This window comes from Chitinophaga nivalis, from assembly GCF_025989125.1.
Lineage (GTDB): Bacteria > Bacteroidota > Bacteroidia > Chitinophagales > Chitinophagaceae > Chitinophaga > Chitinophaga nivalis.
The window spans coordinates 6,302,259-6,324,281 of record NZ_JAPDNR010000001.1 but is presented as its reverse complement, the minus strand read 5'-3'; the positions used below and the strand labels follow the sequence as shown (position 1 = coordinate 6,324,281).

Here is a 22,023-nt window from a genome sequence, read left to right as displayed (position 1 = left end):
GCCGGTGCCGGATAACCAGGCGATGGCTACACACATCATACAAGCGAACTAATTATTCATCCGATCAAACTACATGATATGAATTGTTTCACTACGTTATGCCGACATAAAATATTCATTTTGTTGCTGGGATTATTGGTTTTTCATAACTATGTCCAGGCGCAGTCTGCTGCCTGTGAGAGAGCCGTTAGTCAGACCTTTAGTATAAACGGACTTTGTGTGGGATGTACCGTTACGGATCCGCAATTGGCGGTGGATAATGACGCCGCTACTTTTTCCCAGCTGAAAGTGCTGGTGGGATTATTGGGCGGGTATGTACAACAAACCCTGGTGTTTCCTTTTTCCGGAAAAGCCGGGGATACCATTGTATTGTCGCTTTCTTTTCCGGCGGTTCCTGCCAATGTAAATCAGATTGCTGCTGTGCAGGTAGCTACCTACCAGAATAGCACGTACAATAATGATCGCAGGGCATTGAATGATCCTGCACTGTTGGTAAAGCTGGGAGATGGCAAAAAAGCACTGGTAAAAATAGCGGCTACGCAACCCTACAACCAGCTGGAAGTGCGCCTTACTTCCGTTGTACAATTAATCGGTTCCGCCAACATACACGATGCCGGCCGCCAGTCTCCACCACCGGTAGTCGCCAATGAACCGGTAAGTATATGCAGCGCTACAAAGGCCTACTTGCAGGCATCCGGACCGTCCGGCGCTACGTTTAACTGGTACGATAGTGATACCAGCGCGACGCCGGTTTTTACCGGTGCTGATTTTACGACACCGTTTTTATTTAATTCCAGGGCTTATTATGTAGCCACCGTAGCAGCACCCGGCTGTCCGGAAGGCAGTCGTAAAAAAGTACCGATAGAAGTGAAGGACGCGCCGCTTCCGCCGCTGGTGTTGGGAGATACACTGGCAGTTTGTAAGGGTGCCCGCACTTCTTTAAGAGCCAGTATAGGATCTGGTAATATTTTTAAATGGTATACATCGGAAGTGGGGGGCACGCCTGTTTTCACTGGCGCGACTTTCCTCACGCCGCCGATTACAGCTAATATCGTTTATTATGCGGAGGCCGTGAATGCATTGGGCTGCGCCAGCCAGCGATCCGCCGTCAGTGTAACGGTGAAACCTGTGCCGCCGGTACCGGTGGTAACCCTTACCAATGCTTGTTTCAGGGAGCCTGGTTTAATGGAAATAGAAACACCTGATCATAATACTGAGTATAAGTGGTATAATAGCGCAACGGCTACACAGCCCTTGTTCACCGGTACCATATTTGGATTCATCGCGCTGGCACCAGTTACCTACTATATCAGTGCTACCCACGATGGATGTACCAGTGCGCGGAGGGCGGTAACTACCACTCCTTTGCCATTACCACCGACACCTGCTGCCGTAAAAGATACCGTCAAAGTTTGTCCGGGTGGTACCGCTGTATTACGTGCAAAGAAGGTACCTGGTATGCAGTACCGGTGGTATACTGAGCCAGAAGAGGGACAAGTGGACTCATATGCGGATACGCTGGTAGTGGCGAAGGCACTTTTCAGTATCGTCTTTTACTTAGAAGCCGTGAATGAGAATGGCTGTGTGAGTGAGAACCGTAAAGCTGTTCTTGTACTGGTTGGCCCGGGACCCGGTTGCCAGACATCCGCATCCACGTTGGAAGAAACCGGTAAATCTGCAGGTTTGATAAAAGAATGGCGGGTATTCCCGAATCCATTTAGTGAACAACTCACGGTGCGCTTCACATTACAACAACAAGCCCGGGTATTGATACAACTCATACCTGTCAAAGGTAGCCAGCCTGTTGCCGTGAAAGAAGAAATCATGCTGCCGGGTACGTTTACGATTCCGGTAGATGTTTCCAGGATCCCATCGGGACTTTATCTTTGCCGGGTTATTGCCGGAAAAGATACCGTAGTGGAGCAAGTGATAAAACTATAAAATGGATTGATTTTTTGTGACGTATCAAATGCAGTGCATCAACGGATGCACTGCATTTTTTGTTGAACAGGAGCGCCGTTGGCGACGTTCCCCGGGTGGTAGTGGACATCCTGTTTATGGACTGGTTAATGAAATGTTATGCACGATAATTTAAGATCAGATAAAGCTGCATATTTAAAAGATAAAAGGAGATTAGTAGGATGAGGTTGGAGCAAACCGGGCATAAAAAATGGTTGCTCCACGCCATCACATAATACCATATCATATGTACTTACAATATTGGAAAACCCGTTTATGGGTGATCATTTTTTTTCTGTTGAATAATGGGGTGGTAGCCTATAGTCAATCGGTTAATGGAATACCTTTAAAGTCTTCCGGTCCCCTGATCCTGGCCGCAGATGCTGGAGTGGGACATGATTATTCCTATTTCAAAATTGTAGATGGCGTTATTCATATAGAAATGAATGTCCGGACTTTCGAAGTGGCGAAAGAATGGAAGATCTTTGATAAAGCCACCATCACAGCGATCATGCCTGGCAGCCGGGCAGATTCAGTTTTCGTCACCAATACCATCAATACAAAATTAGAACGCTATGTGTATGAACAGGTCGGCCACTTTATCGACACATTGCCTTATAAAATCCCGATTATACTGAATGAAATTTTTTCGGAGTCGTACAAGGAAAGACGTGCGGCGCTGGCATTTATAAAGCCGGCTGATATTACCACCATCCGGTTTTTGTCAAAAGCGGAAGCACATGACAAATACGGCGCAGCTGTTTTATTTGGTGCGATAGAAATCACAAAATAATGTATATGCCTGCCCGTTCCCCCTTTTTTAGCATCGCATCACGCCCCCCTGGTATCTTACTCTTTGCTATAGCAACAGCTTGATAAATAACGGTACATTATAAATGGAGGTTTACATCCTTTCCTATAATTTTAGTAGTTGTTGGAAAATCTGTTATCAAAAAAATAAGATGAAAGGTGTAAATACAGGCTGCTTTTGTATATTTATTTTGTGGCTGTCCGGTTTTACTGTGCAGCCTGTGTATAGTCAGGCCCGCTACAAAGGTGCCCCCAAACATGCCGCACCAGGCGCTGATATGCTACCGGATCCGCATGCTGACTATCCGGTAAATAGTGCCGTTCCCGGACCACTGAAAGATAAACTGGATAAGCAGGTGAAGCAGCTGTTTGCCCTCACCGGCATGCCGGGGATGAGTGCTGCGATGCTGATAGCAGGGAAAGGCCTGTGGCGGGCTGATACCGGATTTATTTCGTTGCCGCTGCAACAAAAAGTGGATACGACTACGTTGTTTTATTGGGCCAGTGTGAGCAAGCTCATTACCGCTACCATCATTGCCATGTTGGTACAGGAGCAGCAATTGAGCTATGACAGTAAACTCGCTGACTGGTTCCCCCAGTTCCAGCATGCAAAGGATATTACCATCGATGCATTGCTGCAACATACCAGTGGCTTGTATAGTTTCAATCATGATTCCACCTTTCATAACAGCAAACGTTATTATACACCACCGGAGTTACTGGAGCTGGTGACGGCCCGCAACAATTTATTCCGGCCCGGCGAATACTGGGCATACAGTAATACCGGTTATCTCTTGCTGGCAATGATAGCAGAGAAAATAGAAAAGAAGACGTTTGCACAAATTGTGCAGGACAGGATGGCTACCCCCTTTCATCTTGCTTCCCTACGTGTATTAATGCCGCAGGAGCGCCCGGATAATCTTGCAATTGGTCACGTAGACGGATATACGATAATGGAAGATTATTCCACACCGCTGGGCGCTGGAAATATTATTAGTAATGCAAAAGATATGGTGCTACTGTTGCATGCATTACTCACAGGACAGATCAGTAGTCTTCCAATGACGAAGGAGCGTTTGCATGATTTGTATCCGATGTTTGATAAGGGCATGTATTATGGGCGGGGCATGATCCTGTCTGACTTCCACGAAATAAATCAGACAAAAAATTATTGGATAGGCCACAACGGAGGAACGGAAGATTACCGGGCACTGGTCGTATATGATGTGGCTACAAAAGCCTTTGTGGCAGTGGCTGTTAATCAACAGGTGCCGGTGGAAGCGATTGCTGGAAAATTGCTGGAGCAGCTAAAATAGTCCGATACCTTGTTACTGTTTTTATAGGAGCAAGCGCATATAGGGAAGGCAACCACCGGAATGGTTGCCTTCAGACAGCTGTCGGGATTTACAGGCACAAATAAAGACCTGGTTGCTGATAATTACAACGGCAGCCGGACGCGATACAAGGCGTACAGTTGTTGGTGTAATTGAAACATAAGCCGGCAGCAGATTGCTGGCCACCATTAATACGTTGCATGTCCTGACGAGTCAGTTTTTTGCCAGAGATACAGATGTTTTTCATGACAAGAGATTTGCTGATGAGGTAATAGTGTACATGTGCCCATTCGGGGGAATTACAGATGATGCATGGAAGAAAAGCCTATTGATGCAGTCAAGTTACAGCTATTCCGTGCGATGCTACCACAGGGAATAGCGTGCTGTGCTTTCGGGACGCTGGTGGGGATATGAAATTGTCATGTATGTCGGCCTGTGAGAAAAGGAATACCGTTCATATACCGTAAAAGGAACCGTTGAATATGGGGCATAATCACGTTGTATGCTTACTAAACAATACTTTAATCAGCTGCTGAATCGCACATCTGAATAGTACGCTGTCATTTCTCCCGAATGTTAAGTTTCCAATAAATTACCGGTAAGGCCTTATTTGGACTGCATAAAAAGGTAATGAACTTTATCTTTATAGCTGCTTATTACCCATCATATGGATAATGTTTTAGATGACCATCAATTACTGGAACGAATAAAGGAGGGGGATGCAGCTGCGTTCCGGATGTTGTTCGACAGGCACTGGGAAGGGCTGTACCTGTTTGCATGGAAGCGTTTAAAGTCGAAGCAGGATGCCGAAGATGTTGTACAGCATGTTTTTATGAAGATATGGGAACACCGCAGTGCAAAAAATATTCAGTTGTCGATACAGGCCTATTTATATAAGTCCGTTTATTATGAAGTGTTGGCTGCCTTAAAGAACATGTCGGCCAGCCGGGAAGAAATATCTGCCGTTACGGAATACACCTTGCCCGTATTCAGCGGAGTGTTGGAAAAACTATCGCTGGCAGATCTGAACGACATCATCAATAAAGAAGTCGGTAACCTGCCCGGGCGTATGCAACTCATCTACAAACTAAGCCGGGAGGAAGATTACTCTATCAAAGCGATTGCTGAAAAGCTGAACCTCTCCGAACAAACCGTAAAGAATCAGCTGACGATGGCGCTTTCCCGCCTGAGAAAACCGGTTTTTGAAGCGGTATTATTATTACTCCTGAAAGACTTAATGTTCCCTTAACATAGGACCCCGGTACTAAATAACAATAAAAGGCGCTTATCATAAAGCGCCTTTTATTTTTTAATGTATCGAAGTATCGCATGAACAGACATCAGTTATCCGCCTTGTTGGAAAGATTCCTGCAGCAGGAGGCGTCGCCGCACGAAAAGAAGATGGTGGAAGCCTATATGTTGCTGTCTGAAAAGGAAGCGACAGATTTTTCTGACGAGGAAAAAACGGAAACGAAAGCGCGCATCTGGAGTAGTATTGACCAGCAGGCAGGGGGGAGTGGAAGCTTCCGCAGCCATCCTGCATTTTATGCCAGGAGATCCTGGTGGCTCAGGGTGGCTGCTATTTGGATATTTATCGCCGGTACTACGATAGCGGGCTTTCTGTTGCGTGATGATATCCTGGATCAGTTGTCGCCTATTGCCTGGAAAGAGGAAACAACAGGCCCCTATGAGATTAAACGTATTGTATTGCCCGATAGTAGTATGGTGAATCTGGCGCCTAATTCGGCGATCAGCTTTCCGTCCCGTTACCGTGGGCATGTGCGGCAAACCCGGTTATCCGGGATGGCTTTTTTCAATGTTGCTCCTGATGTGAAGCGGCCCTTTGTAGTGGCCAGTGGTCAGTTAGATATTAAGGTACTGGGTACTTCATTTGAAGTGAGGAATGTACCGTCGCAACAGCGTATAGGCGTAACAGTAGCTACCGGAAAAGTACAGGTGCAATGTGCGGGTTATTCACCGGCCATCCTGACGGCCAATCAGGAGGCGCGCTACAACAACGTTTCCGGGTTGCTGGAAGTACGGGAATATGTAGATGCTGCCGCTGCTACGGCCTGGCACAAAAATGTGCTGATATTCCATGATACGCCGCTGGAAGTGGTGTTGAAAACACTACAGGCGCATTACAATATGAAGATGACCATCGGGGTAAATGCAATAAAAAAAGCAGCCACTTTCAGTGGTGCGTTTAATGGCAATGAATCACAAAAAGAAATACTGGACGTCATTTGTTTTTCGTCTGGTCTGAAATATACCGTCACCCGGGACAGTACCGTGGTAATTAAAAAATAAGCAAGCTTTCGGTTATTGACAATAAAAAAAATATTGCATTGCAATAGATGGGAGCGGCATGCCTGAAACTAAAGAAAATAAAAATGGAAAATTTTTTAACAGGATCATCTTACCACCTGAAACATTACAGGATATTACTGTTTTGTCTTTTATGCTTGTTCCGGACAACAGGGGCCTATGCCTGGCAATCTGCTGATCCCCGTCTGAGTATCCGCTTTGAAAAAGAAGACCTGTTCAGTTGTCTGAAAAAACTGGAGACAACCACCGGCATGTCATTCTATTATCAACCGAGTGAATTGAAGGCGGTAAACAGTAAGATCACTTTTGTATTTACAAATCAGCCCTTATCCGGTATACTGGATAAAGTGCTTCGCCCCAATGGATTTTCCTGGCAGTGGATGAATGGCCGGATCGCCATCCGGAAAACCACTGCGGAAGATGCCCAGCAACACCGGCAACAGCTCCGCATTGCCGGTAAGGTATTGGATAATAACAAAACGCCGTTACCGGGTGTAACCATCCGGATGAAAGGCAGCCAGACCGGCGTTATCAGTGATGGTAACGGATTGTTTGCGATGGCTGTTCCGATGGAAGGTGGCGTATTGCAATGTTCCAATATGGGTTATAAGATGCAGGAAGTGGCAGTGAATGCTGCTTCCGGTAGCTTAATCATTGTGTTGCAGGCCACTTCTTCTACGTTAAGTGAAGTGACGGTGCAGGCACGCCGGCATACCAATACCGAAATTGCGGTATTGGACGAACGTCGCCGTTCAGCAATTGTGCAGGATGCTATTTCTGCCCAGCAGATCGAACGTACCGCCAGCATCACCACCACCCAGGCATTGCAGCGGGTGGCGGGTGTAACGGTAACGGATGATAAATATGTGGCCGTGCGCGGCCTGGGCGACAGAAGTGTAATTGGCCAGCTCAATGGTGTGCGCCTGGCTTCCTCTGATCCGGATAAAAGCGCTATTCCGCTCGACCTGGTGCCGGCTTCTTTGCTGGATAACATTACTATCTATAAAACCGTCACTCCCGATAAACCAGCCGATGCGGCGGCTGGTATCGTGGAGCTGAAAACAAAGTCTGTTCCCGACAGTCTCACGCTGGAAGTGGTGGTGCAAACCGGTTATAATTCCAATGTAGCGGGTGGCAGCTATAATAGTTTCTGGAACAGTGAAATGGGGTTTCTGGGCAACCGCATCAACCACAAAAATCTCTCGCCGGCATTCAAAGCGCTGGCGCAGGAATATCCCGATGGACCTGATGGCATACAGAAGATGGTGCAGAATAGTCACTACAGCATTGATGGCTGGAAGGAGGTAAACCGGGTGAATGGCATCATGCAGGGCTTCGACCCGGTGATGAGTACCCGTTACCGTAAGGCGCCCCTGAATCAGTTATATTCCGCTACCTATGGCAACCGGTTTACGGTATTTAAAAAACATCAGCTGGGCGTTATTCTGGGTGGAAATTACTACCACCGGATCACCGATATCCGGGGTGGTGACCTGACCCAATATAGTATCTATCAGGGCGTGGTAACAGGCAATCCGGATATCTACAGCTTTCGCAATATCCCCAATTATATTACTTCCAACAGCCTGTATATGGGCCGGTATCAAACCTATAAGGAAAATACCGGTACAGAAACGCTCAACTATGGAGTATTGTCAGGATTAACCTATCGGTTTTCTCCCCGGCATGAAATCAGCATGCAATACATGGGTAGCTGGGGCGGAGAGAATGTGGCCACCCACATGCAGGGCCGCTATGAATATACCGGTTTACCAGGTGAAGTAGGCAGCACCATTTATTCCCTGAAACAGTCGTACCGGACGCTGAATACATTTAACCTGCAGGGCGAACATAAGTTCCTGCCCGGCGCGTACTCCCCGCGTTTAAGTTATAACGTGGCCACTTCCCGTTCCGGACAAAACAACCCGGATTACCGGTTTCTCAGCATGGCTGATTATACCCCTAAAGGAGGCGGCTGGTACAAACGGCCTGCTTTAAGCGGAGAGAATGGGGAGCGGTACGTATATACGAAACATTTATATGCGCTGACTTCCGGTTATGTTAATGGATTTGGCGCCTATGGTACTATTCAGGCAGAACCGAATGGCCGCCGCTGGCGTCAGCTGGATGAAGTGAACTATAACTACAAGGTAGATCTGGCACTTCCATTTAAACTGTTGGGACAACGGCAGGAATTTAAAACGGGCGTGAACTACCTGTTTCGCGACCGTACCTTCCGGGAGAATCAGTTGTTGCTGCCCGGCTCTAATTTTAACCGGGATAAAGCCATTCCGCTCTATGATGCGGAAGGAAATCCGGATCGCCTCGTGGGCAATGATATCGTGGGAGTAAAGCTATCTACCGGTCAGCAGGGAGATGGAATGGCGCCTGTCAGTGGTTTTATGTATAACAGCCGGAAGTCGCCCAATAACTACAGCGGCTATTATGAAACCAATGCTTTTTATGGCATGGTGGACCTGCAACTGACGGAGCAGTTACGGGTAGCCGGAGGCGTACGTTTTGAAATGACCGATATCGGTTCCGCAGTAGATACCGCTGATGTGTTTTTAGACCCTGCACTGACCGTTCCTGGATCTGGTGGAGGGAAGACGCCATTGGTGCCTTCTGAGCCCAATGCAGCGTATAAAACAGGCTATAAACCTTATTATTCAGCCAACCTTACCTACACCCTCAACCGGAATATGAATTTCCGGGCTGCCTTCAACACCACGCTGGCCAGACCGGAGTTGCGGGAGATCACCAATGTATTTGAATTTGATGCCTTTCAGATGGGACTGGTAGTGGGTAATCCCGGACTGGTAAACCAGTATACGGAGAACCTGGATTTTCGTTGGGAATGGTTTCCCAACAGAGGAGAGGTGATCGCCGTATCTCTTTTCGGGAAACAGATAAAAAATCAATTGGTGAAAGTATTTAACCTGAAAACAGATGGTCTGGCCGCTACCTACCCGGAGTTTCCTACCATTCAGTTTCAGAATGATCCGAACATTGGCCGGGTATGGGGTATCGAACTGGAGATCGTAAAAGACCTCGGGCGATGGTGGGATCCGTTGACGAACTTCTTCCTCGGATCTAATCTGTTACTGGCACAAAGTGATATCAAAAAATCGGCGGAACGTTATACTGCCAATCGTTCGCTGGACAGATATACGCCTAAAAACAGCCCGCTGTTTGAGCAGGCGCCTTATTCCGTTAATGCCTGGCTGAATTACAACAACAAGAAAACCGGTACTGATCTTACCGCCACATTTAATATGGTAGGAGAGCGGCTCATACAGATCAACCTGACCGGTGAGCCGGATCTGTTTACACAACCTGTGCCCGTACTGGACTTTGTTTTAAGTCAGCAATTGAGTAAGCGGATATTTTTTAAAGGCTATGCCAAGAATGTATTAAATCCTGCTGTGAAAACGGTGTATGCCAATGCGGGCACCGGTGGCAAATGGTATGGCAATGAATACATCAATCGTAGTTACAAGCGTGGCGCCGAAATGATGCTTGGTTTTACCTATAAACTGTTTTAAGATGATAACGAATATTCCGGGACGGCTGCTGGTACCACGCAGCTTCGCCCAGACACTATGTTTGCTGGTACTGATGGTTGGTTTCACAGCATGTAAAAAAGAAATCAATGATAACCGGCCGGACAACCGGGTGACCACCGTTAACCGTGCCCCATCGGCTACCCGTATTGTGAATATGGGCGGTTATGTAGATGTAGTGGCCAATGGTGAAAAGTTAACCAGTTATGTTTATCGTTCTCCCAATGATCCGGATGCATTCAAATATACAGGCACTGCTTATTTTCCCGAAGACGGCCGGCTGGGAAGCAGCTGGCAGATCCCGCAGGACCTGTTCCGTAAAGATGGTACCCTGTTGCTGAAGCTGGATGCAGACAGAGCGAATGGCAGTTTACCGGAACTGACGATCAAAGATGACTATCAACACCCTAAAGATTATTATCTGCTGCTTAGCCAGCACCTCGCGGAGGGCCAGCCGGATTATGTAGAGATAGAAAGAGGCGTTACCCAACCTTCCCGGCCGGATCATTTTAAGATTCGTATCCTCAACCTGTGTGCAAAGCCTAAAGAGGATATTATTTCCCCCCGTGGTCAGATAGAAGACCTGACAGGTCCGGTAAGCCTGGCTTATGCAGATGGCCTGCCGGTGTCTGACAAAACTACCAACATCAGTGTGGCACAGCGGGTGTCTGAATATATAGAGCTACCCTATGGTGCCTATCAGTTCAAGGTACTGACAGCAGATGGCCGGCAGATACCGGGAGCTGCTGCCTTGTCGCCGGACAACAGACTGATTGATCCGCCTACCTCTTCCATCGGTTTGGCCAGCAACGGAGAGGTGGTATTATCTGATCTCACTTTTGCACCTGTTATCAGTTATCAGGCGGGTGGCATTTATACCATCGTTGTTGCTCCCTACAGTTTCGACTACCTGGTTTCCGCGCAGGAGCAGCGGGGAGGGGCTATACAGAATGGATTCAGGGTGATCACAGATGTGAGCGCACCGCCTAATACCACTTATTTCCGCCTGCAGGGATGTAATGTATTGCCAGGTTCCGGCGGCGTGAGCTTCCGGGTGAATGGCAACGTATTGGTCCGTCAGCTGGCTTACGGCCAGCCTTCTTCCTATGGCAATTATGTACAGGGGAATACCCGTGTAGAAGCGTTGAATGCCGCCGGCGCAGTGCTGGCCGCCGCTGAATATACCTTACGGCCGGGACAAAATTATACGGCATGGCTTTACCCGGATGTACAGGGAGGAGCGAAGCTGGTATTGGTGGTCAATGAACTGAGCGGGCAATTATATAGTGCCGGTACTGTCAATAATGGGAGTAATGGAGGGCTTGTTTTCAAACAGGTGCGGGAAGATTTTATGTTCGACAGGCGTTTCCTGAATCTTTCGCAGGATATTCCCTACCTCACCTTCACGTTTGGGAATGGCCTTTCGGCCGGTACGGCGGCAGTGAATCTGCAACCAGGTATCCCTGTTACAACGTCGCCTTACATCCACAATAACACGCTGCTTTATCATCCGTATGAAATCATGGCTTACCGTTCTGCTCCCGACGTAGTACCCGGCGCCTGGGCAAAGGATATAACGGTGCTGAACAGCGATCGTTTTGTTGCCCGCCGGGAATTGTATGAAGCCGTGCATAGGGCGGTGCCAACGCAGGAACCGGGGATTTTTACCATCGCGCTCATTGGCCGTACCGGCAAGGATGTACCAGCAGCGGAGAAAGCAAAAATGATCATTGTTAAACATAACAGGTAATGAAACAGCAACAATTATTATGGGCCTTCAGTATATTATTGCTGATGGCCGGGTGCAGGAAAACAGAATATACTAAAATCGATGCACCTGCCTACCTCCGTGTGTTCAATGACCTGAACTATGTGCAAAGCATGGATACGAAAGACAGTAAATATCCTTCTTTGTGCATGATCATTAACCCCGAGATAGATGCTGCCGGTTTACCGGTAGGTGGAGAGATCGTAGGTGATTTTCTGGATAAACGCGACCCTTATGCGCCCCCTTATCCTTCTCATATCGGTAACAGCAGTTCGGTACATAATCCGGAATATCCCGGTAAGGAAACCGTACTGGTAGGCCCTATATTAAATGGATTTGATCTGAGCAGCTGGGCACAGGTGCCTTCCGGAAAAATCCGGATCATGTTCTATTACCGCAGCTACAACACCATCCCGTTTTTTCAGCTGGAGGAAAAACTGAAACGGGACGTATTGCTGGATACAACCATTGATCTCACCGCAGGAGAAGTATATACCCTGCATGTGCTGGAAAAGGATTTTAATACCAAAGCGCGTGGGATGTTGTTGCGACAGGAAAATTTTCACAAACTATCCCTGTCTGATTCCACCACCTATATCAACTTTTATAACTACAGCGCCAGCGGTTTTGTAGAAGCAGATGCACATCTGAAGCCTTTGCGCGCATCATTGAAGTCGTTCCTCAGTGGGATCAAAGATAGTATGAACATTTACCTGACGCTTTTAAAAACCCAGACAAACCCGGGGCAGTCGCCCGCGCTTACCGGATTTAAAAACGTATACCTGGGACAGTTGGTACGGGATCTGGGAAATGCCCGGCCGGCTACTTACTATAGCTTTCCCCTATGGGCGGATGTCGCTACAGATCACATCCGGACAGATATGTGGCAGCGGTTTGAATTAGTAACACCTGGTATAGATGCTGCCGACAATCCCTACAATGGATCTGTTGCAGGCCGGCAACTTACTTTCGGAAATTTCAGCGCCATTAATTGCCTGCTGAATGGAAAGGTGGATATAGGGGGCGTTACCTATCTCGCCAACGGCCTGATATTACCCAACCTGCTGGTGAATGTACATTCAGGGACCTACAATCCGCGCACATTCGCAACGGTTAATACCATTGAAATCGTGAATAGCTCCGTATACCTCACCACCATTCAGCGAAAATATCCGGCGCCGGTGTATTGAGTTCATCCAGATAAATAAAAACACAGCAAATGAAAGGGAAACATTCTTCGCAGCATATTTTATTCACCACGTTCGTACTGTTGGCGGCACTGCTCTGCTCCTGCAAGCATGAAGACCTGACAGTGCCGAAGCCCAATAAGCATATACGGCCGGCAGGAGACTTTATAAAGAACAATTATGATTTCAGGCTTTTTTATGCCGCACTTGAATATACAGGCCTGGCTACAGAATTGAATGGCAAAGGACCTTTTACGGTACTGGCGCCTGCCAACCAGGCTTTCAATGAACTGGGGGTGCAATTGCCGGAAGATTTTAAAAAGATGAATAAAGACAGCCTGCGTTTTGTCATGGCTTACCATATACTGCCTATGCGCCTGTTTTCAACAGATATACCGGCCAATGGGGTGGATGTACGTTATGCAACGCTGGCAGGCAAACAACTGTATGCCTCGCTGGCGATGTTTTTTCCTAATAACCCTTATCCGCAAAACTATTTCACTTTTGGTGGATGCGTATTGGATAACCGGGATATTGTACTGGCCAATGGCGTCATGCATACGCTGAAAAAGCTGCAGAAACCTTTCCCGGGTGTTACCGTGCAGGCCTGGCTGGCGGCAAGGCCGGCGTATAGCCTGTATGTGGCAGGGCTGAAAAAGTTCGGACTATGGGATGCATTGGCGCAGCCTGGCCGGTTTACCATTTTTGCCCCCGACAACAAAGCGTTTGCCGATGCGGGTATCACGGCAGCCGATATCGCTGCTTTAAACCCCGCATCCTATATCGGCGCCCGTCTTTTCGGCGCTTACATCCTGTACGACCGGCAATATTTTATTACCGACAAAACCATTTTTCAAATCATCAATGAAGAAAGCCGGTATACCTATAAGTTAAAGGATGATGAGGGTGAGTTTGTGCTTACTGCTTACTATAGTGAGTTTACCGTGAGCGTAGCGGGTAAGCTGAAAGGCGGCAGCCAGCCGGTGTTTTTGGGAAGCGTTACCGCACCATCCAACACCTGGGCGAAGATGGATAATCTCTGTGAAAACGGAATTGTGCATCAGTTGCCTGGTATACTGGTCAGACCGGATCAGGCATTAAAGTAACCGGAGAAAAAACTATGCTGTCAGATAAAAATCTGTTGTAAATAAACTAGCTGAAAATGAAAATAATCAACCCGCTGATAAAGAATATTTCCGGTATAGGGCTTGGGATCATCTGTAGTCTGCTGATCGTGGCTTCCGGGTGCCGCCGGGAAGAATTTATGCCGCCGGCAGAGGGTAGCCAGGTCCCTTATGCAGACACCGTTCGTATCACGCTCAAAGAAGCATTGGCCCAATCGCCGGCGAAATTGTTTTACCTGGCCTGGCAGCGCAGCCACATGGATATAATGCTGGCGGCTGTTGCTACGCAGCCTGGCGGTTACACCATTCTGGCACTCAGCGACGAAGCATTACAGGCAGGTGGCTATACCGCCGCGAAGCTGCAAAGTATGGACCCGAAAGATATAGATAGCCTGCTGCTATTCTATACACTCCGGGGAAGAATCGATGCCGCTGCATTGAAGGGCAGGTCAGATAACCTGATTACTCTCAGTTTGCTGAAAAAGCCGGAGTTAAGGGGGATGCCCGATCCGGATAAAGATAAATCGTTCAGTGACTATCTGTATTATTTTAAACAGCACCTGCAGGTAAGAGAGAAACAGACATATGTGAATGGCAAAGTGGTGGGTAGCGGTATTTCTATTCCTGCAAAAGACGGGTATATCTGGTTGTTGGATAAAATGGTACCAAAGCCGGATAAAACCTTATTGCAGGTGGTGGAAGCAGACGGGCGGTTTACCATGTTGCTGGAACTGATGCAACGCCGGGATGCGTTATACAAAAAAATTTATGAAGAGGCTACCGGGTGGCCAGCCAGTCATGCGAGATTTTCACAATTCCATGCATGGGAGCTGAGAATCAATCCCGTTACGGAAGAGGAAGAAGATATCAATGTGTTGTTTACAACCATTTTTCTTCCGACGAATGAGGCATTTAAAGCGGCAGGTTTTAATACCGTAGATGACCTGATGGCATTTAACGAACGCCGTGGTTTACCGCAGTATGTGGATTGGAGCATGAAAGGCTTGTTTGCTACGGATTCTTTGCTGGACTTTCATATCAACTGGGGATATATCCAAAACGGAAGGAATAGCGATTATCCCAGAAATATCAGTTTTCCTGTGTTCTATAGCAATATGTTCGGGAGCAGTACCATGCCCCGGCTGATGTTGCAGCCATCCTTAAAAGATCCGAACGGAGTAGACTATGTGGATGATACCTATTACATGCCGCTGGAATTCAGTAAGGATGCTGCCGGCAAAACCCTGGTAAAAGTAAAAGGCTCGGGAGCTCCGGCAGCGATGGTAACAGAAAGTGATATCCCGACATTCATGGGCCCCCTGCATGTAGTAGACCGGCTGCTGATTCCCAAAGGTTATAAACTGAACTAACAATGAAAAGAATCCATATACTATTACCGGTACTGCTGGCAGCAGGGTTATGCTGGAGCAGTTGCAGCAAGAAGGATGCCGCTGATGATATGATCGACAACAACCTGATCACACTGGTGGTGGCAGATAACTTTAACCTGTCTGTTTATGGTGCGGCTTTACGACGCAGCAACATGGACAATACCCTGAAAACATCCGGCCCTTTTACGGCACTCGCGCCATCCGACGGCGCATTTTCCGCCGCTGGTTTTACGGTTACGGGTATGCTCATGGCGAATCCGTTGCTGGTAAGCCGTATTGTCAACTATCATCTACTCGATGGAAAATATGAGCTGAATAAGTTACCCTATCTCTTTAATCAGGAACTGCGTTCCCGGGGTGGAAAAATATTTGTAACCCATTGGATCAAAGGAACAGATACCGTGATTACCATTAATGGTGCGCGGGTGCTGGCAGAGAACATGGCGGCATCCAACGGGTTGATACAGGTGATCAATCATGTACTGGCGCCCTATGTACACGAACAGCTGGGTAGTGCTATCATGGCGGAGCAGGATATCACCCTTTTTACCCAGGCGCTTATTAGCTCCGGCCAGTTGCAGACCATCAACAGTACCGGCCCTTATACGGTTTTTGCGCCGTCCAATGCAGCCATGCAGGCACAGGGTTATACGACTGTGCAGCAGGTGAGCGAAACCGATCCGCAGGTATTAAAGCAGTTGGTGAATTACCATGTTATACGCGGCCGGCGATTCATCTACGACTATGTGCTGAGTACCGGACCTTCCAACACCAACCGTCAGGTGATGTTCGATGGTAATACGGTTGGTATCGAACTGGCAGAAGATGCTGCAGAACCGGGTAGATTCGGTACCATCATGCTGACCGGGATAGGGAATACGCAGGGTATTCATGTCGTGAAAAAAGATATCCTGACCGGCAACGGTGTATTGCATGTTATCGATGGTGTTTTAAAAATTACACAGTAGACATACATAATAAAAAGAGTATGAAAAGAATATTACAATATCCGGTATGGGGCTTATTGTTTTTGTTGCTACTGGCAGCAACAACCGGCTGCAGAAAGAAACAGGATAGCGATGACACGCTGGTGGCTAAAGTGCTACGTTATTATCCCAACAGTGGTAAAGCAGGAACGTTGATTACGATTGAAGGCACCGGCTTTGGTACAGATCCTGGCCGTTATACCGCTGCTATATCGGGCGTGTCTGCGGAAGTGATCAGTGCCACTGCCAATGCGGTTGTATTACGTGCGCCTGCAAAAGCCATCACCGGTCCATTAACGCTGCAATACCAGGAGCGCTCGTTTAATATCGGTCAGTATACCTATCAGGCACTGAGTGTGCAACGGGTAACACCGCTCAACGGACCCGCAGGTTCCGCGATAAATATCAGCGGAGAAGGATTTGGTGGTACCGGCAAACCGGCATCCGTATTTGTCAATGGGAAAGAAGCCATCGTGATAACAGCCAGCGATACCCTGCTGATAGCAGAAGTACCCGCAGATGCCGGTACGGGTGTGGTGATGGTGAAAGTAGATGGTGCAGTGGCAAGCGGCCAGGAGTTTACCTATCAGGCTATAACAGCCATCCGGCCGCAGACAGGCGGGAAAAATACGAAGGTAACTATTACGGGAACAGGATTCGACGGATTGGCTACCGGTAATGTGGTGACCTTTAACGGTAAACCGGCGGTGGTAACGGAAGCCGGAAAACAACAACTCGTGGTGGTAGCGCCGGAAGGTGTGGAAACAGGGCCGCTGGTGGTCACTATCCATGAGCAGAAAACAGTAGGACCTGTTTTTACCGTGGTACCACCGCCTGTTATTAATGTGGTATCTCCGCTGAGTGGTCCCCGTGGCGCTGAAATGACCATCACCGGTGCGCGTTACAGTAGTGTAAAAGAAGAGAATAAAGTATTCCTCAATGGGGTGGAAGTAGCCATATCAGCCGCCACAGAGAAGGAGTTAAAATTGATCATCCCCGGAGGTACCGGCAATGGGATCGTAAAAGTGGTGGTAAATGATCAGGAAACATCCGGCCCGCAGTTTAAAGATCAGGCATTGGGTATTACCGCCGTTAGTCCTGAAAGTGGACTGGCAGGTACGATGGTGACTATCACAGGTACCGGCTTTAGTAATAATCCTGCTGACAATATCGTGTCCTTCAATGGCATCAGTACAACGGTCATGACAGCCACGGAAACATCCCTGGTATTGGCCGCTCCGGCAGGATTAAGTACCGGCGAATTAAAAGTAGTGGTGAAAGGTGCTGCCGCATCCGCGCCCAGGGATTTCAGAAGAGCAGGTGTGATGACACTGGCGGGAGGCCCGGCAAGCAATGATCTCACCACACAGATTTCCAGAATAGTAGTCGACGATGATAAAAACGTATACGTTTCCAATAATACACAGGTACTGAAAATTAGCAGCGATAGTAAAAGTGTGACAGTGTTGGCAGGAAGTGCCACCGGGGCGGGCGGAAGAAAAGACGGCACGGGTACGGAAGCCCTGTTTGACTATATCCGCGGCATGGTGATAGGTAAAGATGGAAACATCTATGTGATGGATGGGGGCTTACGTAAGATCACACTTGCCGGTAAGGTTACTACTGTCAGTACACAGTTTACCGGAACAAGCCTCACTGTAGATGCCGATGGGAATTTGTATGCCACCAGAGGATTTGATGGCTTTTTCAGGTACAATATCAACGGTATCATCCGGGTGAATGCCAACGCATTCTATGAAGATTGCCGCCCGGCTTTGGATAAAGCAGGAAATATTTACATCAGCAAAGACCAGTATGAATCCAGTGTCAGCTTTATTGCAAAAGGAGCGATGCTGGGTGCCTATCCAAGACCATTAATTGGTAATGCCGCTAATCCCGGTTATCAGGATGGACCTTTTGCTACGGCATTACTGAATTATAGTCTTACCGCATTGCTGACAGATAACAACAACGATCTCTATATCCTGGATGGCATCAGCTATGCCATTCGGAAAGCCGATCTGACAGCAAAAGAAGTTTCCACCGTCATTAAAGGAGAACCAGGTTATGAAGATGGCAGCTTTGATAAGGCGAAATTCGCCTATGGCCTGTCAGATATGGCGATCGACAAAGACGGTGATATCTATGTGGTGGATAAAGGCAACAAAGCTATCCGGAAGATCTTCCTGAAATAAACGCGATAGCAGCATATTTACTAACAACAGACCGTAACAATACAGGTATGAATACAATATCAGGATTTGCGTTCAGATGGACGCCCGGCTTACTATTGCTGTTACTGCTCTCATTGGGCGCATTTTCGCAGGAGACCAGCGGTTCCCTGAATGGCCGTGTAACAGATGCAGGAGGGAATCCCCTGGAGGGAGCCACCGTCGTGGCACTTCACACAGCCACCGGAACAAAATATGGTGTAATGGCAGGTAAGGATGGCCGTTATTTCCTGAATAATCTGCAGATCGGCGGCCCCTATCAGGTGACGGCATCGATGATGGGAATGGGTACAGATACTAAAGAGGGTATCATGATTCGCCTGGGCGGCAGCCTGCAGCTGGATCTTGCCCTGAAAGAAAGTACACGGCAACTGGGGACGGTAACAGTAGCCGCCCGTACCGGCCAGTCGCAACAGATGAATGGCACGGGAAAAAATATCAGCAGCCAGCAGTTACGCAATATGCCTACCATCAGCCGCAGTATTACCGACATCACCCGGCTTACGCCGCAGGGAAGCCGGGACAATAGTTTTGGAGGTACTAACTTTCGTTATAACAACGTCACGATTGATGGCGCCGTCAACAACGATGCGATTGGCTTCAGCCCTTCGCTGGGCGGACAAACCGGTACTTCCGGCATGATAGGCAGCAGTACCCGCACCAATCCGGTTTCCCTGGATGCGATCGCAGATATGCAAGTGTACCTGGCTCCCTATGATGTGAAGATTGGTAATTTCACAGGCGGCGCTGTGAATGCCGTTACCCGTAGTGGTACGAATACGCTTAGCGGGTCGGTGTATGTATTGGGGCGTAATGCAACGATTACCGGGAAAGACCGTGTAGGCAACCTCGGTAAAATGAACCGTGATTTTCATGATTACCAGACCGGCTTTCGGATAGGCTTCCCGATTATTAAAAACAAACTGTTCTTTTTCAGTAACGAAGAAATCACCAGCCGGCAGGATCCATCGCAACTCGCCGTCGGCACATCGGAGACCGCGCATATCCTCAGCAAAGAAGAGGCGGAAACGATTGCCGCTACCATGAAAAGTCGCTATGGCAATAGTTTCGATGCAGGTGCCGCTGATGTGTATAATAACTGGAACCGGTCGCAAAAGTTTTTTAACCGGCTTGACTGGAATATCAATGATAAACATCAGTTAGCCATCCGCAACAATACCATTTTCAGTAAAGCTACGCATCTGGATCGCGATCAGCAGGATTTCCGTTTCAGCAGCATGGCTTTCCGCCAGACGAATAACCAGAGCAGCACGGTAGCAGAATTGAAAAGCCGTTTCAATAACCGGCTGTCAGGTAATGTGGTGGTGGGTTTTACGGTCGTCAACGACAAACGGGATCCGTTAAGTGATCCATCATTACCACAGGTACAGATCATGGGCCGGGCGCCGGGTACAACCATCTATCTGGGTACAGACCGGGAAGCCAGCATTTTTAATATGCGCCAGCAGACCTGGGAGTTTACGGCTAATGTAAACTATGTTTCCGGCCGCCATAGGATCCTGGCCGGTACACACAACGAGTTGTATAATATCCGCTATGGATTTGTCAATAGCTGGAATGGCCGGGTGGACTATTTAAGCATAGCAGATTTTATGCGCAATAACCCATACCGGGTGCGTGGCAATTATAACTATACCGACAATACGCGCGACTACCTCCTTGCACATCCTGCAGCCACCTTCAAGGTGAATATGTACAGCCTGTATGTACAGGATGAAATTCGGGTGAACGACCGGCTCCAGGTGACGCCGGGGCTGCGGGCAGACTTTACACATCTGCCGGTAGCGCCTTTACTCAGCGATAAAGTAAGAGATATCCGCATGGATGCCAACTTTGGTGGAACGTATACCTATACGCCATTGAGCAGACTGACCAACGGCTTTCTTAATAAAGTGCAGCTTTCACCCAGAATAGGTTTCCGCTACGACGTATTGGGCGACCGGAACCTGATACTCCGCGGCGGGGCCGGCCTCTTTACCGGTCGGATACCCTTCGCGTGGCTGGCCTATGCCTACTACAATACCGGCGACAGTTACGGTGCCTTTGATCAGCGTGCAGACCAGAAACCCTTTGCCGGCGGTAGTGATGCGCTTCGGCCAGGCCCCAATGGCATCGGTCATTTCATTGAACAAAACGGGGCTGTTATCAACAATCCCAACAGCGGTAAAACACAGGTGGATCTGGTTGATAATAATTTCGTACTACCGCAGGTGTTACGTACCAGTGTAGGTATAGATTATGCCGCTGCAAACGACTGGCGCTTCACGATAGAAGCGATGTATACCCGCAATATAAAAGATGTACTGTTTCAGCAGTTGAATACGAAAGATAATGCGTACTGGTTTGGATATGATACCGCCCGGCAACAGCCCGTCTACAATGGAACCGTAGACCCGCGGTTTTCCAATACCTATTTGCTCAGCAATACCAATCAGGGTTACAGATATAGTGTAACCGGTACCGTGAGTAAAAAGGCCGGTACAAAATGGGAGGTTAGTGCATCGTATACCTATGGTGAATCAAAAGATCTCAGCAATGGGGTCCGCAATTCGATGGAAAGTAACTGGCAGCTGAACCAGGCATTGGTGCCCAATCATCCTGCTTTGTCGTATAGTAATTTTGATATCCGGCATCGTATTATCGCCAACATCAGCTACAACCAGGAATGGAAAGCTGCCGGCAATACCAATATCAGCCTGTTTTTCAGTGCGCAGTCAGGCAGCCCTTTTACCTATGGTATTGTTAATAACAGTATACAGGGATTACCGCAACAGGTGTCGCTGGTCTATATTCCGCAGCGGGAAGAAGCGGTACATTATTTTAAAGACCTCCCTGCAAAAACAGCAGCCGTACAGGCGGATGCATTTAATACGTTTATAGATGGTAATGCTTATCTCAGCAGCAGAAGAGGGCAGTTTACGGCACGTAATGCAGGCCGCACCCCCTGGAATATACAGGCAGATCTGCATGTAGCGCACGATTTATTTTTAAATAAAAGTAAGTCCCGCTTTATTACCATTACTGCGGATGTGATGAACCTGACCAATTTGCTCCATAAGAACTGGGGTATTCAATATTTTTCTCCCAATACGTTTAATTCCACCAGCAGTGTGGGGCTGACGCCGGTGTTGTTTCCGCCGCAGCAAAATAAAGATAACTATCCGGTATTCACTTTCGATGATCCCGGTATGCCATATAGTGTAGATTATTTTGGCTCACGGGTACAGATGCAGGTGGGGGTAAGGTATACTTTCCTGTAGTGTAACAGCATAACAGGTTATCAAACAACAATAGCCGGCAACCAGGCCGGCTATTGTTGTT

The 22,023-nt window shown here is 48.0% G+C and carries 14 protein-coding genes; 13 read left to right on the top strand and 1 reads right to left on the bottom strand.

Going from position 1 to position 22,023, the window contains the following annotated elements; translation table 11 throughout:
* Positions 1-78 precede the first annotated feature (78 nt).
* From OL444_RS23285 to OL444_RS23275, 3 genes are all read left to right on the top strand, one after another.
* Entirely contained in the window at positions 79-1,941 is a 1,863-nt protein-coding gene (locus OL444_RS23285) for an Ig-like domain-containing protein (RefSeq protein ID WP_264729438.1), read from the top strand.
* A 265-nt stretch (positions 1,942-2,206) separates the two neighbouring features.
* Positions 2,207-2,752, top strand: a complete 546-nt coding sequence (locus OL444_RS23280; protein ID WP_264729439.1) for a hypothetical protein — start codon at positions 2,207-2,209, stop codon at positions 2,750-2,752.
* A 238-nt stretch (positions 2,753-2,990) separates the two neighbouring features.
* A complete protein-coding gene (locus OL444_RS23275; protein WP_264752039.1) occupies positions 2,991-4,085 on the top strand; it encodes a serine hydrolase domain-containing protein in 1,095 nt (364 codons plus the stop codon).
* Positions 4,086-4,173: 88 nt separating this feature from the next.
* Here OL444_RS23275 and OL444_RS23270 read toward each other — a convergent pair whose 3' ends face one another.
* Positions 4,174-4,350, bottom strand: a complete 177-nt coding sequence (locus OL444_RS23270) for a hypothetical protein (RefSeq protein WP_264729441.1) — start codon at positions 4,348-4,350, stop codon at positions 4,174-4,176.
* Positions 4,351-4,770: 420 nt separating this feature from the next.
* Here OL444_RS23270 and OL444_RS23265 point away from each other — a divergent pair, with 420 nt between their 5' ends.
* From OL444_RS23265 to OL444_RS23220, 10 genes are all read left to right on the top strand, one after another.
* Positions 4,771-5,352, top strand: coding sequence for an RNA polymerase sigma factor (locus tag OL444_RS23265; RefSeq protein WP_264729442.1), 582 nt, complete (start codon positions 4,771-4,773; stop codon positions 5,350-5,352).
* A gap of 80 nt (positions 5,353-5,432) precedes the next feature.
* Positions 5,433-6,413: a FecR family protein gene (locus OL444_RS23260; RefSeq protein WP_264729443.1), complete on the top strand. Its 981-nt coding sequence runs from the start codon at positions 5,433-5,435 to the stop codon at positions 6,411-6,413.
* Positions 6,414-6,496: 83 nt separating this feature from the next.
* The gene (locus OL444_RS23255; protein ID WP_264729444.1) at positions 6,497-9,976 is read left to right on the top strand and encodes a carboxypeptidase-like regulatory domain-containing protein; all 3,480 of its coding nucleotides are present in this window, start codon (positions 6,497-6,499) and stop codon (positions 9,974-9,976) included.
* 1 nt (position 9,977) lies between these two features.
* On the top strand, positions 9,978-11,744 hold the full coding sequence (locus OL444_RS23250) for a DUF4397 domain-containing protein (RefSeq protein ID WP_264729445.1): 1,767 nt from the start codon (positions 9,978-9,980) through the stop codon (positions 11,742-11,744).
* The gene (locus OL444_RS23245; RefSeq protein ID WP_264729446.1) at positions 11,744-12,952 is read left to right on the top strand and encodes a hypothetical protein; all 1,209 of its coding nucleotides are present in this window, start codon (positions 11,744-11,746) and stop codon (positions 12,950-12,952) included. The genes OL444_RS23250 and OL444_RS23245 overlap by 1 nt, the downstream gene beginning before the upstream one ends.
* A 29-nt stretch (positions 12,953-12,981) precedes the next feature.
* Entirely contained in the window at positions 12,982-14,055 is a 1,074-nt protein-coding gene (locus OL444_RS23240; protein ID WP_264729447.1) for a fasciclin domain-containing protein, read from the top strand.
* Between the two features lie 56 nt (positions 14,056-14,111).
* A complete protein-coding gene (locus tag OL444_RS23235) occupies positions 14,112-15,443 on the top strand; it encodes a hypothetical protein (RefSeq protein WP_264729448.1) in 1,332 nt (443 codons plus the stop codon).
* 2 nt (positions 15,444-15,445) lie between these two features.
* Positions 15,446-16,432 carry a fasciclin domain-containing protein gene (locus OL444_RS23230; protein WP_264729449.1) on the top strand — a complete coding sequence of 329 codons (987 nt, stop codon included), beginning with the start codon at positions 15,446-15,448 and terminating at the stop codon, positions 16,430-16,432.
* 20 nt (positions 16,433-16,452) lie between these two features.
* Positions 16,453-18,645 carry an IPT/TIG domain-containing protein gene (locus OL444_RS23225; protein ID WP_264729450.1) on the top strand — a complete coding sequence of 731 codons (2,193 nt, stop codon included), beginning with the start codon at positions 16,453-16,455 and terminating at the stop codon, positions 18,643-18,645.
* A gap of 47 nt (positions 18,646-18,692) precedes the next feature.
* Positions 18,693-21,962: a TonB-dependent receptor gene (locus OL444_RS23220; RefSeq protein WP_264729451.1), complete on the top strand. Its 3,270-nt coding sequence runs from the start codon at positions 18,693-18,695 to the stop codon at positions 21,960-21,962.
* Positions 21,963-22,023: the final 61 nt, after the last annotated feature.